The organism is Botryobacter ruber, from assembly GCF_003347595.2.
GTDB lineage: Bacteria > Bacteroidota > Bacteroidia > Cytophagales > Hymenobacteraceae > Pontibacter > Pontibacter ruber_A.
The window spans coordinates 19,647-34,535 of the sequence record NZ_QCZK02000042.1; the positions used below are offsets into that span (position 1 = coordinate 19,647).

The 14,889-nt window shown below is 49.8% G+C and carries 14 protein-coding genes; 4 read left to right on the top strand and 10 right to left on the bottom strand.

What is annotated here, in order from left to right; translation table 11 throughout:
* Positions 1-17 precede the first annotated feature (17 nt).
* From dnaA to DCW36_RS13975, 5 genes are all read right to left on the bottom strand, one after another.
* Positions 18-1,442, bottom strand: a complete 1,425-nt coding sequence (gene dnaA, locus DCW36_RS13955) for a chromosomal replication initiator protein DnaA (protein WP_114784251.1) — start codon at positions 1,440-1,442, stop codon at positions 18-20.
* Positions 1,443-1,547: 105 nt separating this feature from the next.
* The gene (locus DCW36_RS13960) at positions 1,548-2,483 is read right to left on the bottom strand and encodes a metallophosphoesterase (protein ID WP_114784253.1); all 936 of its coding nucleotides are present in this window, start codon (positions 2,481-2,483) and stop codon (positions 1,548-1,550) included.
* 2 nt (positions 2,484-2,485) lie between these two features.
* Complete coding sequence (locus DCW36_RS13965; protein WP_240676185.1) at positions 2,486-3,256, bottom strand: 5'-nucleotidase C-terminal domain-containing protein; 771 nt, start codon at positions 3,254-3,256, stop codon at positions 2,486-2,488.
* A 322-nt stretch (positions 3,257-3,578) separates the two neighbouring features.
* Positions 3,579-4,577, bottom strand: a complete 999-nt coding sequence (locus DCW36_RS13970) for a cytochrome-c peroxidase (protein ID WP_164891139.1) — start codon at positions 4,575-4,577, stop codon at positions 3,579-3,581.
* Complete coding sequence (locus DCW36_RS13975) at positions 4,564-5,301, bottom strand: MbnP family protein (RefSeq protein ID WP_114784257.1); 738 nt, start codon at positions 5,299-5,301, stop codon at positions 4,564-4,566. Before DCW36_RS13975 ends, DCW36_RS13970 begins: the two co-directional genes overlap by 14 nt.
* A 271-nt stretch (positions 5,302-5,572) precedes the next feature.
* Between DCW36_RS13975 and DCW36_RS13980 the strand changes: the two genes are divergently transcribed.
* The 4 genes from DCW36_RS13980 (at position 5,573) to scpA (ending at position 10,937) form a co-directional block, all read left to right on the top strand.
* Entirely contained in the window at positions 5,573-5,959 is a 387-nt protein-coding gene (locus DCW36_RS13980; RefSeq protein ID WP_114784258.1) for a YkvA family protein, read from the top strand.
* A gap of 81 nt (positions 5,960-6,040) precedes the next feature.
* A complete protein-coding gene (locus tag DCW36_RS13985; RefSeq protein WP_114784260.1) occupies positions 6,041-7,927 on the top strand; it encodes a methylmalonyl-CoA mutase family protein in 1,887 nt (628 codons plus the stop codon).
* A 42-nt stretch (positions 7,928-7,969) separates the two neighbouring features.
* A complete protein-coding gene (locus DCW36_RS13990; protein ID WP_114784262.1) occupies positions 7,970-8,356 on the top strand; it encodes a DUF4440 domain-containing protein in 387 nt (128 codons plus the stop codon).
* 436 nt (positions 8,357-8,792) lie between these two features.
* Complete coding sequence (scpA, locus tag DCW36_RS13995; RefSeq protein ID WP_114784264.1) at positions 8,793-10,937, top strand: methylmalonyl-CoA mutase; 2,145 nt, start codon at positions 8,793-8,795, stop codon at positions 10,935-10,937.
* 101 nt (positions 10,938-11,038) lie between these two features.
* Here scpA and DCW36_RS14000 read toward each other — a convergent pair whose 3' ends face one another.
* The 5 genes from DCW36_RS14000 to DCW36_RS14020 all read right to left on the bottom strand — a co-directional run bounded on the left by DCW36_RS14000 (position 11,039) and on the right by DCW36_RS14020 (position 14,756).
* Positions 11,039-11,617 carry a plasmid pRiA4b ORF-3 family protein gene (locus DCW36_RS14000; RefSeq protein WP_114784266.1) on the bottom strand — a complete coding sequence of 193 codons (579 nt, stop codon included), beginning with the start codon at positions 11,615-11,617 and terminating at the stop codon, positions 11,039-11,041.
* A gap of 35 nt (positions 11,618-11,652) precedes the next feature.
* Positions 11,653-11,994, bottom strand: a complete 342-nt coding sequence (locus tag DCW36_RS14005) for a zinc ribbon domain-containing protein YjdM (protein WP_114784268.1) — start codon at positions 11,992-11,994, stop codon at positions 11,653-11,655.
* Between the two features lie 95 nt (positions 11,995-12,089).
* Positions 12,090-12,578: a hypothetical protein gene (locus DCW36_RS14010; RefSeq protein WP_125185516.1), complete on the bottom strand. Its 489-nt coding sequence runs from the start codon at positions 12,576-12,578 to the stop codon at positions 12,090-12,092.
* Positions 12,579-12,837: 259 nt separating this feature from the next.
* Positions 12,838-14,262, bottom strand: a complete 1,425-nt coding sequence (locus tag DCW36_RS14015) for a TlpA family protein disulfide reductase (RefSeq protein WP_114784272.1) — start codon at positions 14,260-14,262, stop codon at positions 12,838-12,840.
* 251 nt (positions 14,263-14,513) lie between these two features.
* Complete coding sequence (locus DCW36_RS14020; RefSeq protein WP_125185517.1) at positions 14,514-14,756, bottom strand: hypothetical protein; 243 nt, start codon at positions 14,754-14,756, stop codon at positions 14,514-14,516.
* Positions 14,757-14,889: the final 133 nt, after the last annotated feature.

Genomic DNA, 14,889 nt, shown 5'->3' on the forward strand with positions numbered 1-14,889 from the left:
GCCGGGATTGAAGCCCCCTACCCTGCCTTCGATTTAAACTTCTTCTGCAGTTCCTGTATGCTTACTTTAAATTTCTTATCGGTATCGATCAGGTCTGAGACGGTCTGAACGGAGTGGATCACGGTACTGTGGTCGCGGCCGCCGAAGTGGTAGCCAATGGATTTAAGGGAGTGGCTCGTGAATTCTTTGGCGAAGTACATGGCCACCTGCCGTGCCGTTACAATTTCTTTTTTGCGGGTCTTGGCTTTGAGCGAGTCCAGGCTTACCTGAAAATACTCCGCCACCGTTTTCTGTATGAAGTCGAGGTTCACCTCCGTCTCCACATCTTCGATGATGTGTTTGAGCGCCTGCTTGGCCAGCTCCAGGTCAATCTCTTTGCGGTTCAGCGACGACTGCGCAATCAGCGAAATCAGCACGCCTTCCAGTTCCCGTACGTTGGTATCCACGCTATAGGCCAGGTACTCCACCACGTTGTCGGGGATGTAAATACCGTCGCTCTGCATCTTTTTCTGGATGATGGCCATGCGCGTTTCAAAGTCCGGGCTCTGCAGGTCTGCCGTCAGCCCCCACTTAAAACGGGACAGCAGGCGCTCTTCCAGCCCCTTCAGGTCGCGTGGCGGACAGTCGGAAGTCATTACGATCTGCTTGCCAGACTGGTGCAGGTGGTTGAAGATGTGGAAAAACATTTCCTGCGTCTTCTCTTTCCCGCTCAGGAACTGCACATCGTCGATAATGAGGATGTCCACGAGCAGGTAAAAGTTGGCGAAATCCTGCACGTTGTTCGTCTTGAGCGATTCGATGAACTGGTTCACGAACTTCTCGGAAGAAACGTACAGCACAAACTTTTCGGGATTGCTGTTTTTGATCTGGTTGCCGATGGCCTGCACCAGGTGTGTTTTGCCGAGCCCTACGCCCCCGTATACCATCAACGGGTTAAAGGAGGTGGTGCCGGGTTTGTTGGCAACTGCATAACCGGCCGAACGGGCCAGGCGGTTACAGTCGCCCTCGATGTAGTTCTCGAAAGTATAGGACGAGTTGAGCTGCGAATTCAGGAAGTTCCGGTCTATCGTCTTCGACTCGAACGGGCTCTTAATGAAGTTATGCTCCGGTCTATAAGAATTAACGACAGCCTGCGGTATTTTCTTGGTCGGGATGTTAACCGTCTGCGGTTTGTTGGAGTCGTTGCCCCGGTCTACAATGATGGAGTACTCCAGGCGCCCTTCGCTCCCCAGTTCCTGGTAAATAACCTTTTTCAGCAGTCCCACATAGTGCTCCTCCAGCCACTCATAAAAGAACTGGCTGGGCACTTGTATTGTAAGCACGCCCTCGCGAAGCGACACAGGTTTAATCGGCTCAAACCAGGTTTTGTAACTCTGTTCGCCAATGCTATCCTTTATCACCTGCAGGCAGTTACTCCATACAGTCGTACAGTCTTTTATCATCCAATTTTCCAAAGCACACCAGATCCGTTGGGTGAAACAAACCTCTTCATAAATTTCAGGGGGTTACAAATTTGCTCAAATAATTTTTAACAAAAAACTATTTATTCACGAAGTTAATACAGGGTTATCCACAGGTAAAACCGCTGTATGCACAGCCCTTCTACGCTTCGTCTGTTTTTCAAATGTAAAATCGATCCGGCCCAGGTTGATGCCGGCAAAACCAACCTGGTTGATCAGGGTTTCGTGGCCGTTTTCGTGGCGCACAACTTCCGGCTTTTCCAGGAAGGTGTGGGTGTGGCCGCCAATGATCAGGTCGATGCCGCTTACCTGCGCAGCCAGTTTCCTGTCGTCTATTTTACCGGTTTTGTAGCTGTAGCCCAGGTGCGAAAGGCAGACCACCAGGTGGCATTTTTCCTGCTCGCGGAGCTGCTGCACCACTTCGCGGGCTTGCTGCACCGGGTCGAGGTATCTGGTTTCGCCATACTGCTTTTTACTCACCAGTCCCTGCAGGTCTATTCCTAAGCCAAACACCCCGATACGCAACCCGGCTTTCTCGAAAACTTTGTAAGGCTGAAAGCGGTCCTTTAGAATGGTATTCGAAAAATCGTAGTTAGCTACCAGGAACGGGAACTGTGCGTGTGGTAACTGGCGCTGCAAACCTTCCAGGCCGTTGTCGAAGTCGTGGTTGCCGAGTGTGGCCGCGTCGTACTGCATCACCGACATGAGCTTGTACTCCAGCTCGCCCTCAAATAAGTTGAAGTAAGGCGTGCCCTGCCAGATGTCGCCTGCATCGAGCAGCAGCACGTTGGGCTCCTGCCGCCGGATGTTGGAAATAAGGGTGGCGCGACGGGCCATACCTCCCATGCCGGCATAGCGCCGCTCGTCGTCCGGGAACGGATCGATGCGGGAGTGCTGGTCGTTGGTGTGCAGGATGGTCAGTTTCAGCTGTTCGCCGGCGGCATTTGCCGAAAACGGGAAACCGAGTAGGCTAATACCGGCCGTCCCTGCTGCGGTTGTTTTTAAAAAGTCTCGTCGTTTCATGGTCAGGGTGCGGGTGAAGGAAGAACCGTAACGCGGGAGCGGGTGTCGGCGGTAATGGGCCGCCCCGCCGCTGTCTGCTCCCGGATGTGCTTGATGATGGCATCGCGCAACAGCATACCAACTTTAGCGGACGCCTGTGCTTTGCCCAGCATGGTCATGTTGTCGCCGCCATGCTGCAGGAAATCGGATGTGAGCACGTTATAGGTCCGGTTTGGGTTAAAAGGCTTACCTCCTATTTTGATATCGGTGGCTTTTCCGTTTTGCACGGTGTAAGTTGCATTGGCAAAGTGGGCAATTTTGGAGGCGGCGGCAAAATCGAACAGCTCCTGCACGGTAGCACCATCGAGGGTAAGCACCACGAGTTCATTCTCGAATGGCACCACTTCATACACATGCTCCAGCCGGACCGGCCCCTTCGGCAGGGGTGCCCGCAGGCCGCCCTTGTTGGTCACAGCCAGATCCAATGGTTGCCCGTACAGCTGCCGCCCCTGGTAGAGGAGCAGGTCCACCACAAAATTGGCCAGCGGCGACTGGTAATCGCCTTTCGTTAATTCTTCCGGAGCAGTCCCCAGCACTTCCGTCATGTTGGCGTTGTACTGCGCACGGTAGGGCGCAATAATAGCCTCCGTCGCAGCATCGGCAGGAATGGACTTATCGACAGGCACCTCCGTCTGCACCAGGCCCGGGGTTGCCTGCCAGACACGCGGCTGACAGCCCAGCAGCACTAGCGCCAGCAGTAGCTTACCCATGCCGGTACGAAAGGGCCTTTTCATGCAGAGGTGTTCAAAGTTAAAGTTATCCACAAAAATACGTGGCGGGCTCTAGCCGTACAAACTGCTGCTGCAGATAGTTCTAAAGTTTTGCACAAACCGGGAAAATCACCTGAACCAAAGCTTCAACTACAGCAACAGCTGCTGTTACAGGAGAAAAGGGAGTGTACGACCAAGAGCAAAAATTTATTACTATTGCTCTTCCGGACACAGATGTCCTGAACAGCTAATTACGAAACTGCAGGATAAGCTTTTGAGCAGCAGAGGCTATGGTGGCAACTGCAAAAAAGCTTTCTGCTGCTGCCACCATAGTCACTGCTGCAGGTTATTTATGCGGATTGCTTAAATTCGGGTTAGTTACAAATTCCTGGTCGGTGAGGGTTTCCAGAAAGGCTACCAGGTCCTGCTTTTCCTGTTCGGTCAGGCCCAGGTTAAAGTTGTCCCGGTTTTTGTACAGGAGCGGGTCGAGCGTTGGCGAGGCTTTTATGCCGGAGTTGTAATGCTCCACCACCTCCTCCAGCGTTTTAAAGCGTCCGTCGTGCATATAGCTTTTGCGGAGGCTCACATTGCGCAACGTCGGCGTTTTAAATTTTCCTTTGTCGGCAGGATTTCCGGTTATTTCGTAGAGCCCCAGGTGCTGTCCATCCGGGGCAGCCTCTAAGCCTATGTTATGAAACTCGTTGTTTGTGAACAGCACATTGCCGTGGCAATGAAAGCAGTCGCCTTTCTCGCTGAAGAACAGCTGCATGCCATTTTCTTCTGAAGGAGTAAACACATACTTGTTCTGCATGTTCCTGTCGAATGGCGAATTGGCCGAAATCATGGTCCTGAAAAACTGCGCCAGCGCGTAGGCCAGCTCCTTGTGCGTCACCTCCTCTACCCGGTAGGCTTTTTTGAACATGCGGGCATATTCCGGGTCGTTCGTAAACACTGCTGGGTCTGCTTTAAAGAATTCCTTTACTTCAAAAAGCGTAATATCCTCCAATTGCCCCCGTACTTTTCCTTTCCACAGGAAGTTCCTGCTCCAGCCCAGGTTCACAATAGGAAGCACGGTAGTTCCGGGTGTGGTAAAGCCCGATGCCTGCACATGGCAACTGCTGCAGGACCGGGTGCCATCATTGCTCAGGCGCCTGTCGTAGAACAGCCGCCTGCCCAGATCCACGCCTTCCTGCGTCATGGGATTATCTTCCGGAACCTGTAGCAAAGGGAAATGCACAGGCGTTTCCAGCTTGTAAGCAGTCGGACCCGAAGCCTCGGGATCGTTTTTCTGACAGGCTGAAAAGATGATCAGGCACAGGAAAAGGTATTTCTTAATCGTTTTCATCGGCAAACTTAAAAACAGTAGCGCCATTCAAAACCAGTTTCTGCATGTACTGCTGGTCATACATGGAAAAGGTGCCGTCCACTTCAAAATCAATAGCGCGTGGGTTGCTGAACCATTCGTTTACATTCATAACCAGCTTGAACTGCGGACGGTTCTTATCGAGGCGGAAATCTTTTGCTAACGTTACTTTTACCAGGTTTTCATTTTTCCCGAGGTGCATGGCATAGCCTTTCACGCCGGCGCCATTGCCTGCTTCATACGTGCCTTCGAGTTTCAGGAAGTGGTAACCGCCTCCCATCTGGTCGGGCCAGGCCATGTTCGCGTTGGCCAGCGTATTGGGCAGCGCCGCAGTTTTATTCATGTCCGGCCCTATCCCGATGTTACAGGTAAGGGAGGTATAGGTACCGGAGGCATCGTCCGGCAACCTGATCAGGCTGGTGCTGTTGTCGAGAAAATTCACATAATGCACACCGACTACAGGCTTTATTTTGCCATCTGCAGCAATTAACCTGATATCGGAGATGTAGTACTCGAGTTTGCTGATGCTGTAGCGGTATCCTGACTGGGTAGTGTACTGCATTGTTTCCGGAAGCACCGGCTCCCCGTCCACTTCATAAGCTAATTGCAGGGTATAGTCGACTTCCGGTGCAGCAGGCTCATTTTCACAGGCAAGCAGCAGGAGGCTAAAAAAGGGTAAAACCAGAAACGTGAGCAACTTCCTCATGTCGATTTTTTATTCATGAAAATAGCAAAAAGTGATGCTGTAGCAAAGAATAAAGATTAGCGCTAAAAGTGATAGATGTCAGCAACAAAAACAGGCTGTTTACGAAGTAAAAACGCAGCAAGCATAAAATTGAGTATATAAACCAGGAATAACGGGGGCAAAAGCCTGAAACACCAGCTTTTCCTGGGTCTGAAAAATGTACTGCACCTGCCACCACAGCCTCTCCTGCTGCTTTTAGCACCCTGGTTGACACTTTCCCGTACATGTTGTTATGTTACGCAAATGGAAAGAACTTGTCCGGAAACTGAAGGAGGATATTTACACGCTCTACCTCGCCTCTAAAGACGACCGCGTACCTTTCGGGGCAAAGGTAATTATGGTGGTAACGGTAGCCTACGCCTTCAGCCCCATCGACCTGATTCCCGATTTCATTCCGATTCTGGGCTACCTCGACGACCTCGTGATTTTGCCGCTGGGCATCTGGCTTTCCATTAAAATGATCCCCGCTCCCATCCTGGACTATTACCGCGAGAAAGCAAAAGAGCAAATGCACCTGCGCAGGCCCAATTATGTGATGGCTGCTGTAATCGTGCTCGTCTGGGCACTGCTGGGCTACTGGCTCTACCAGCTGTACACCGACAGCATTGAACAAACATAGCGTTTCACAGATATTACCACTGATACACCTTTCCTACGTAAAGCATAAAAATCTATCTTTACCAGAAACCACAACGAACCCATGACCACGGAAGAGCAGCAAAACCCAAAGCGGCTATTTACGGAATTTACCTCTGACGGAGCAAACGCAACAGCAGCCCCATGGGAGCAGCAGGCACGCAAAGAACTACGCGATACGCCCCTGGAAAACCTGACCTGGCGCTCGTATGAAAACATCGCCATTAAACCCTATTACACCAGCGCAGACCTGCAGCAGGTGCCTTTTAGCAGCCTGAAGCCGGGCGACTTCCCGTTTCTGCGTGGCCGCAAAACCGGCGACAACAGCTGGCTGAACATTCAGCAAATAACCGTTCAGGATGAAAGCCCTTTTGCCATAGACCAGGCTGCTGATGCACTCAGAAGAGGCGCCGATGGTGTTCATTTTGTGCTGAAGGACCATTCCCCTTTTGATGTGCCGTACCTGCTGCGCACCCTGGACATGAGCAAGCACAGCATCAGCTTTACCCTGGCCGAAAACCCGCACCAGTTCCTTGAGCGCCTGTACGCACACCTACACCAGCAACACCTGTCGCCCCGGAACCTGCACGGCTTTGTCAATTACGACCCGCTGACGGCTACCGGAAAATTATCGGATGGCGCTCTGCTGGACGAAGGCTCTCTAAAAGCTATCACCAAAATCCTCGACCTGACCAAAGACAGCCCCGACTTGTACGGCATCACGGTAAACGGCACCAGCTTCAGCAGCATTGGCGCTTCGGCGGTGCAGGAAGTAGCCTACACCCTCAGCGCTGCCGTAACGTACCTCGACCACCTGACCACGGCTGGTGAGCCACTGGAGTCGGTGCTGCGCAATGTGCAGTTCTGCATGGCCTCGGGCACGAACTATTTCTTCGAGATCGTGAAGCTGCGCGTGGTGCGGTTACTGTGGACTGCCGTTGTAGAAGCCTATGCTGCCGAACCGGCCCTGGCCGCACACCTGCGCATCCACGCCTCCAGCTCCAGCTGGTACCAGACCACGCTCGACCCCTACACCAACATGCTCCGCGTGACCACCGAAGCCATGGCTGCCGTCCTCTCGGGCTGCGATTCGCTCACTGTTTCGCCCTTCGACAGCACCTTCAGCCTCTCCGACGAGTTCTCCGAACGCATTGCCCGCAACGTGTCGGTTATCCTGAAAGAGGAAGCTTACCTGGACAAAGTAGTTGACCCGGCAGCCGGTTCGTATTACCTGGAGGCGCTCACGCAGGAGCTGGCGACAAAAGCATGGGAGCTGTTTAAAGAAGTAGAGGCAAAAGGCGGATTTGAAAAGGCTTACCAGGAAGGCTTCATCCTGGGCTCCATCACCGAAGTAAGCCGCCGGAAGTTCAGCAGCATTGCCTCCGGGAAAGATGTATTGGTGGGCACGAACAAATACCCGAACCCGCAGGAGAAAATAGATTTCGACCCCGAAGAGCTCATCCAGAGTGCTGCTTTTGATACCACGCGCGCGGCCTATCCTACCGAAGTTATGCGCATGGCCACCGAACTGCACCTGCGCAAGCGCAAGCGTCGCCCGAAAGTTATTATTGCCGAAATAGGCCAGGCCCGGGAACAGCATGTGAACACCACGTTTGCCCGCGAACTGTTTAAATGCGCCGGTTTCGATACGGAGCTGCAGCAGTTCGAAAACGCCGAAGATGTACCCGAACGCATGCTGCATGCAGCAGCAGAGGTTGTGGTGGTTTCTGCAACAGAAGCAGTGTTCCACAAAGAGTTCGTGCCGAAGCTCCGTGCGCACCAATCCAGGCCCACCATCATCATGGCAGCCGACCCGCAGCACATGCAGGAGGAACTGGTGGATGCCGGCTTCGATGCTTTCCTGTTCGAAGACTGCGACACCATCACCATCCTGGAGCTGATACACCGGAGGCTGCAGGAAGAAGAGGATTACAACGGCAACGGCGCTTAACTTCCTGAAACAGAAATTTTTCCACATGAAACAAGCCTCAACATGACGACACCACCAGCCACCACAGCCACTGCCCAAGTGCAGCAGGCGCTCGACGAACAGGTAAACGCCTGGAACGCCGGCGACCTGGAAACGGCCATGTCCTACTACTGGAACTCCGACGACATGCTCTGGATCAGCAAGACCGGTGTGCAGCGGGGGTACCAGCCGGTACTGCACGAGTTCCTCGACGACTTTAAAGACAGAAGCCGCATGGGCACCTATTCCTACACGCCGCTGCACCTGGAAGAGATAGCGCCTGGTATCGTATTCTTTGTGTTCAGCTGGAAAATTGAGCTGGAAGGCAGGCAGCTGATGGGTACGGTCTCGTCGCAGGTGTGGAGGAAAGTGGACGGGCGCTGGGTAGCGGTGTCGGAGCATGCGGGGTAGTGGGTAGTTAAAACTGCTTCAAGTTTTCAGTTTGGAGCTTTTTAACGGGCAAGTTTTCAACTTGCAAGTGCTGGAAAATTGAAAAATTCACGAAAGCTGAAAGCTTTCACGATAAATGCTCCAAGTTGAAAACTTGAAGCAGTAGTTACCTTTTTGGAGGCGCTCCGCTGCTCCGGATTCTTTTAATCTTTTGCTAGTGCGAGCTTGTAGCTCGTACTAACATTCTACGAACAGATTTAAAGGAACATGTCTTCTTTCGCAGAGCTGACATTTTAGATAGCGTGTTTAGAAATGCAGCAATATCAAATAAAAGTACGAGCTACAAACTCGCACCAGCGCACCCTTTTCAGATTTTCCTCTACATGATTAAATCAAGGAGGACATTTGCAGTTATAAAACGTGCAGCCTGATTTGACTGCCACAGTACAAAAAACCTATGAAACCAGATTTTTCTATAATAGATATACACAAACTAGCCGCAGCACCACACGGACCCAAAGACCCGTTGGCGCCGACGGAATGGAAGACGGCGGAGCAGATCCCGCTCAAAAGCTTTTACAGCGCCGAAGACGTCAACAACTTTGAGCACCTCGACTTCCCGGCCGGGCTGCCGCCTTACCTGCGGGGCCCGTACGCGACCATGTATGTGCAGCGCCCCTGGACTATCCGGCAGTACGCCGGTTTTTCGACTGCCGAAGAATCGAATGCCTTTTACCGCCGCAACCTGGCTGCCGGGCAGAAAGGACTTTCCGTTGCCTTCGACCTCGCCACCCACCGCGGCTACGACTCCGACCACCCACGCGTAGTAGGCGATGTGGGCAAAGCCGGTGTGGCTATCGACTCGGTAGAGGACATGAAAATTCTCTTTGACCAGATTCCGCTGGATAAAATGTCGGTTTCCATGACCATGAACGGGGCCGTGCTGCCTGTTATGGCCTTTTACATTGTGGCAGCCGAAGAGCAGGGCGTGCAGCCGGAGCAGCTGAGCGGCACCATCCAGAACGATATCCTGAAGGAGTTTATGGTGCGCAACACCTACATTTACCCGCCGGAGCCCAGCATGCGCATCATCGCCGATATTTTTGCCTACACCTCCCGGCATATGCCCCGCTTCAACTCCATCTCCGTTTCGGGCTACCACATGCAGGAAGCAGGCGCCACCGCCGACCTGGAACTGGCCTACACGCTGGCCGACGGGCTGGAGTACGTGCGCACCGGCCTCAAAGCTGGCCTGGACATCGACGATTTTGCCCCCCGCATCTCCTTTTTCTGGGCCATCGGCATGAACCACTTTATGGAGATAGCCAAGCTGCGAGCCGCCCGCATGCTGTGGGCGAAGCTCGTCAAGCAGTTCAACCCGAAGAACCCGAAGTCGCTGGCCCTGCGTACCCACTGCCAGACCTCCGGCTGGAGCCTGACGGAGCAGGACCCGTTCAACAACGTAACCCGCACCTGTGTGGAAGCGCTGGCGGCTGCCCTGGGCGGCACCCAAAGCCTCCATACCAACGCCCTCGACGAAGCCATTGCCCTCCCCACTGATTTTTCGGCCCGCATTGCCCGTAACACGCAGCTCTACCTGCAGCAGGAAACTAACATCACCAAAGTGGTAGATCCCTGGGGCGGTTCGTATTACGTGGAGGCACTCACGCACGAGCTGGCGCACAAGGCTTGGGCGCTGCTGCAGGAGGTGGAAGAACTGGGCGGCATGGCCAAAGCCATCGAAACCGGTCTGCCCAAAATGCGCATCGAAGAAGCCGCCGCCCGCAAGCAGGCCCGTATCGATTCGGGTAAAGATGTGATTGTAGGCGTAAACAAGTACAAACCTCAGAAAGCGGATGAAATCGAGATTCTGGACATAGACAACACCGCTGTGCGGGAGTCGCAGCTGCGCAGGCTGGAACAGGTCAAAGCAAACCGGAACCAGGAGGCCGTACAGCAGGCGCTGGAGGCACTCACACAAGCCGCAGCTTCGGGTAAGGAGAACCTGCTGGAGCTGGCTGTTGCTGCCGCCCGCCACCGCGCCACGTTGGGCGAAATATCCGACGCGCTCGAAAAAACATTTGGAAGACACAAAGCCGTGACAAAATCCATAGCAGGCGTTTACGCCTCCGAACTTTCCGACGACGAAAGCTTTGCCCGCGCCAAAGCCCTGGCCGACAAATTCGAACAGCTGGAAGGCCGCCGCCCCCGCATCCTGGTCGCCAAAATGGGCCAGGACGGCCACGACCGCGGCTCCAAAGTTATCGCCACCTCCTTCGCCGACCTCGGCTTCGATGTAGACATAGGCCCGCTCTTCCAGACGCCTGCCGAAGTAGCCAAACAAGCCGCCGAAAACGATGTGCATCTTGTTGGTGTGTCCTCACTCGCTGCAGGTCATAAAACGCTGGTACCGCAACTGCTGGACGAGCTGCGCCAGTTGGGGCGTGATGATATTATGGTGATTGTCGGTGGCGTGATTCCGGCACAGGATTATCAGTACCTTTACGATGCCGGTGTGGCGGGTGTCTTTGGTCCGGGTACTGTGATTGCGGTGGCGGCGCAGGAGATACTGGATAAGTTGCTGAAGGGGCTGGAGGGCTAGGTATTTGCAAGCTCCTGCTGCAACCGCAGGAGCTTGCAAATAATGGCTATGGAGCCACAGGAGAGGTAACTTTCAGGCTGTGGACAGTTGCTTCCGGTAGTCTAATATTCAAAAACCCCGTAATTTTTACTTTGCAACATTTCATTCACTTCGTTTTTATCGAAATAAGTAGGGTCAAACTCTTCTCCCAGCCATTCTACAATACTTTCATATTCTTCGTGTTTGGGATTTTTCAAAACTTCTAACATTTCGGCATACCCCCAGACGCCGCCGCAGTCTTCTGGCGGACAACTGTTTTTACCGGTCAGGCAGATGGGAAGGGTTGTATTCTTATCCATTGGAAGTATTTTTTCGAGGATAACATCATGCTCCCAGCCATCGCCAAAGTCATACTCGTAAACCATTTTATCCTTTTCCGCTTTCAACAAATCAGAAACTTTTATTTTTTTGTAATCCACATTGTCCATCTCGTCCCAAAAATCGTCATCTTCCGATTTCTCAGCATAAAAAGTCCTGTCTTTAATAAACTGATGCAGATGCGAATTTGTCCAACCCATGGTTGTTTGGATTACTTTATGCAAATCCGACAGCAACATATTGGAAGGCACTAAAACTCTTCTCCAAATCTTTGGTTTGAATCCCTTTAAAGCAATTTGAAGTTGATAAATCTGGTTTTTCATATATAAACATATGTTTATTTAGGGAAACGGATACACTATGCCTTTCTCACAAATTCAGATTTAAGTGCCATTGAGCCGAAGCCATCAATTTTGCAGTCAATATTATGATCGCCATCTGTCAATCGTATATTTTTTACTTTAGTCCCAGCCTTTACAGGTTTTGGAGCACCTTTTACGGGTAAATCTTTGATTACAACAACAGAATCTCCATCCATAAGTAAATTTCCGTTAGCATCTATTACTTTTAGTCCTGCATCTTCTAATATTTCATTCGGATTCCACTCATTTCCACATTCAGGGCAAGCGTATATTTCTTCACCCATTGCGTAACCATAAGGTGAATTACATTTTGGGCATTGTTTCATTTCTTCAGACATGGTTCTATTCTATTATTATCGTTTTGCTTGTGTACAACGTACTTGTGTAAACGTCGGCCGCTGCTGACGTTTACACAGTTGTTGGCATGCGTTTTTTATACAGTAATTTCTATCAAGCCAAACACAACCTTATCACCGTACTTTGCCTGTGCTTCTGCCTTGTTTAAGAACTTAATCTTTTTTACTTCTTCAGCTTTTAGCTTGCTTAGCTGGTTCCGTCTATCTGTGTGATTAGAAGTCAGTTTTCCATTTACTGCAATCGGAATTTTATATTTGGTTCCAATCTGCTGTACCTGGTCATGTACTTTTCTGTAGATAAAGTTCTCAATGTCGATGTCAGCGGAAGATTTGACTATCACGCATTGCCTGTTGCTGAATCCAAGCTTTTCTAACTTTTCTTGGGTAACCGCCTGTTCAAAATGAGCAAGGTTGTCGGGGGCACTTTCATTGGGAGATGAAATTAATCCATCAAGCACATGGATGCAATCTTTGTCATTTATGTTTACTTCCATTACTTTTTGGGAGTATCCAAGAGTACAGGCAGCGAAAATGAAGGAACAGGTAATGAAGAATTTAATTTTCATAGTTAATTTTTTTATGATTTAATTGTTTGCCAACTTGAGTATAAACGGAGTTATTCGGCTTATCTGCACTATGCATGGAATCCTAATAACAGATTTCTTTAGCACCTACTCCGCGATTCCTGATTCAATATAAGAAATTTAGGTGTATTTGCCGTGCTTGTCGGTTCTCTAAAAACGGCGGAATAATGATATGTAAAAATATAAAACCAGTCAACTTAAGGCTCTTCCAGCATTTGATCCTTGAAAGCACAAGTACATTTTAATACTTACCTCTAATTGCCGGATAAATAAGCGCTTCGAGTAGTTCTTGCAAATCGGGATTGCTCGGGTGTGGAGCATCTGAGTAGCGGACAACACCTTCCCTATCAATAAGCATGTACCGAGGAATGCTTCTAACTTTGAACCTCTTCAGGAAATTTGCCATTTCCTTTCTTTCAAACCTGTAACTCTCGGATACATTCCACAGATGTTTGGCAGAGGCTTGCAGCCACTTTTCAGTATCTGTATCAATAGACAGATAAATCACTGCAAAATCCTCATCGCTATACTGCTCTTTCATCTGCTGGGAGGCAGGGAGCTCTATCAAGCACGGCATACACCAGCTGGCCCAAAAGTCTATTAGAATAATTTTGCCTTTGTTTTTATTTATTATTTCGAAGAGGCTTGCCTGCTCGTTGTTATGGGTTATGAGAGAATCGTTCAGTTCCGCCTCATGAAGAATGGCCACCTCATTTAGCTCTTTAGCTGTCATTAGTATCCTCACAAACTTACTTTTTGGCGGGGCCCATGTCTGATAGTCGAGTATCAGGGCATTTACTCCGACATTGGACTTCTGGGCAGCCTTAAGCGCAACAAAGCAAACCCACTCCCGCTGATGGCCTATGTACTCCCTTTTGGCAATTTCATACTGCACCTTAAAATCTCCGTATCGTCCTTCGAGTGCTGCTTTATACATAGAATAGCCTAGTAGAGCATAGAGTAATCGCTCTGAGGCATTCTCAGAAAAAGACTCCAGCTCTTGTAAAATTTTAGCATAAGCCCTGACTGTATCCTGGTAAAACTGGGGATAGGGGCGAATAACTTCCTTTGGGTTTTGTAGGATAGCAGGAAGCAAGAGAATAGAAAATAAGCGCAATTTTATTTCCCGTTCTAAATGTGCCTTGAATATTGGCCTGACACCATGGGTAGAATTCAACTCAATGATAAATTCTTCGCTTTCGGACCAAACCTTATGCCATTCTTCCAGGAAATACTCGAACTTCATCTTGCTTCCGTAGGCAATTTGGTCATATGGCCCTACCAAACTAAACCGTGCTTGTCCCAGCTTCTTGGCAAGTGCTAATTCCACAAGGTGGCTGCCAGTATAATCATAATTATCTTCTGCTTCATTATAACTGATATAGACTGTGTCCCCTGGCATGAGAAATATTCCAGCTCCATGTTTATTTCCTACAGGAGTACTTACCATCACAGGCGAGAAGGAATCAGCGTCAAAGGTTACATACAGGGTATCATTGGGAGAGAGGGTGTGGTTTTTTTGTTCCAAGAAAACATCTTTGTAATACAAAAATACTTTCTTTTCTATACTGCTATTGATAACAGTTGCCTGTAGCGGATTAGCATTAGATGGGCCTATTAATAAGAAGGACATAAGCACTAAAAGAGAAATCATTAGTTTCATCATAGCTTGTACTTAGTTCTAGTAATGCCATCTGCTTATTAGTGGGACACTCTGTTTGTTGGGAGATAATTTACACAATAAATTTAAAATACTGTAACATATTCCTTATTTAATATAAAAAAATTATGGTAATGGCAGCCTGTCCACCTTCCCAGAAAACGTGGGAATTCTGAGACGGTACATATTAATTATTACAGGTTGAGCTATAAGGTGGCGTAGCTAATTTATTAGTGTTGTTGGCAGTTGTTACTTTACTAAATCTGCAAAAAATAACCCCTGAAGGAATAATCAGGCTCTTTCAATTTCCATTTCTCTCCACATACTAAGCATTCATAAATATATTCACCATCATCCTTGTCTCTTTTCCCATCTAGTTTAAATTCTACGTTTTTCATTTTATTGCTCCCTAATTTCTTCGTTAACAATAAGTCAAATTCTTGCCACTCATTTTCAGATGGGAAGGCTTTAAATTCTTTTTGAAAGCAGTTAGGACACATAATTAGGTTCTATTTTTTTTCATTTTTGATATGCATGCCAACGGCTTAGCCTAATGAGGTGTGCGAGGCGTAGCCGAAGCATAACTTATAGGCTTGGTTGTGGCGAGTTTTGCTTCTGCTCCCCCGCCTGATT

What these genes read in the sequence shown, in the direction of transcription:
- dnaA (WP_114784251.1), bottom strand. Translation starts at nt 1,442, where the DNA reads ATGATAAAAGACTGTACGACTGTATGGAGTAACTGCCTGCAGGTGATA.
- DCW36_RS13960 (WP_114784253.1), bottom strand. Translation starts at nt 2,483, where the DNA reads ATGAAACGACGAGACTTTTTAAAAACAACCGCAGCAGGGACGGCCGGT.
- DCW36_RS13965 (WP_240676185.1), bottom strand. Translation starts at nt 3,256, where the DNA reads ATGAAAAGGCCCTTTCGTACCGGCATGGGTAAGCTACTGCTGGCGCTA.
- DCW36_RS13970 (WP_164891139.1), bottom strand. Translation starts at nt 4,577, where the DNA reads ATGAAAACGATTAAGAAATACCTTTTCCTGTGCCTGATCATCTTTTCA.
- DCW36_RS13975 (WP_114784257.1), bottom strand. Translation starts at nt 5,301, where the DNA reads ATGAGGAAGTTGCTCACGTTTCTGGTTTTACCCTTTTTTAGCCTCCTG.
- DCW36_RS13980 (WP_114784258.1), top strand. Translation starts at nt 5,573, where the DNA reads ATGTTACGCAAATGGAAAGAACTTGTCCGGAAACTGAAGGAGGATATT.
- DCW36_RS13985 (WP_114784260.1), top strand. Translation starts at nt 6,041, where the DNA reads ATGACCACGGAAGAGCAGCAAAACCCAAAGCGGCTATTTACGGAATTT.
- DCW36_RS13990 (WP_114784262.1), top strand. Translation starts at nt 7,970, where the DNA reads ATGACGACACCACCAGCCACCACAGCCACTGCCCAAGTGCAGCAGGCG.
- scpA (WP_114784264.1), top strand. Translation starts at nt 8,793, where the DNA reads ATGAAACCAGATTTTTCTATAATAGATATACACAAACTAGCCGCAGCA.
- DCW36_RS14000 (WP_114784266.1), bottom strand. Translation starts at nt 11,617, where the DNA reads ATGAAAAACCAGATTTATCAACTTCAAATTGCTTTAAAGGGATTCAAA.
- DCW36_RS14005 (WP_114784268.1), bottom strand. Translation starts at nt 11,994, where the DNA reads ATGTCTGAAGAAATGAAACAATGCCCAAAATGTAATTCACCTTATGGT.
- DCW36_RS14010 (WP_125185516.1), bottom strand. Translation starts at nt 12,578, where the DNA reads ATGAAAATTAAATTCTTCATTACCTGTTCCTTCATTTTCGCTGCCTGT.
- DCW36_RS14015 (WP_114784272.1), bottom strand. Translation starts at nt 14,262, where the DNA reads ATGATGAAACTAATGATTTCTCTTTTAGTGCTTATGTCCTTCTTATTA.
- DCW36_RS14020 (WP_125185517.1), bottom strand. Translation starts at nt 14,756, where the DNA reads ATGTGTCCTAACTGCTTTCAAAAAGAATTTAAAGCCTTCCCATCTGAA.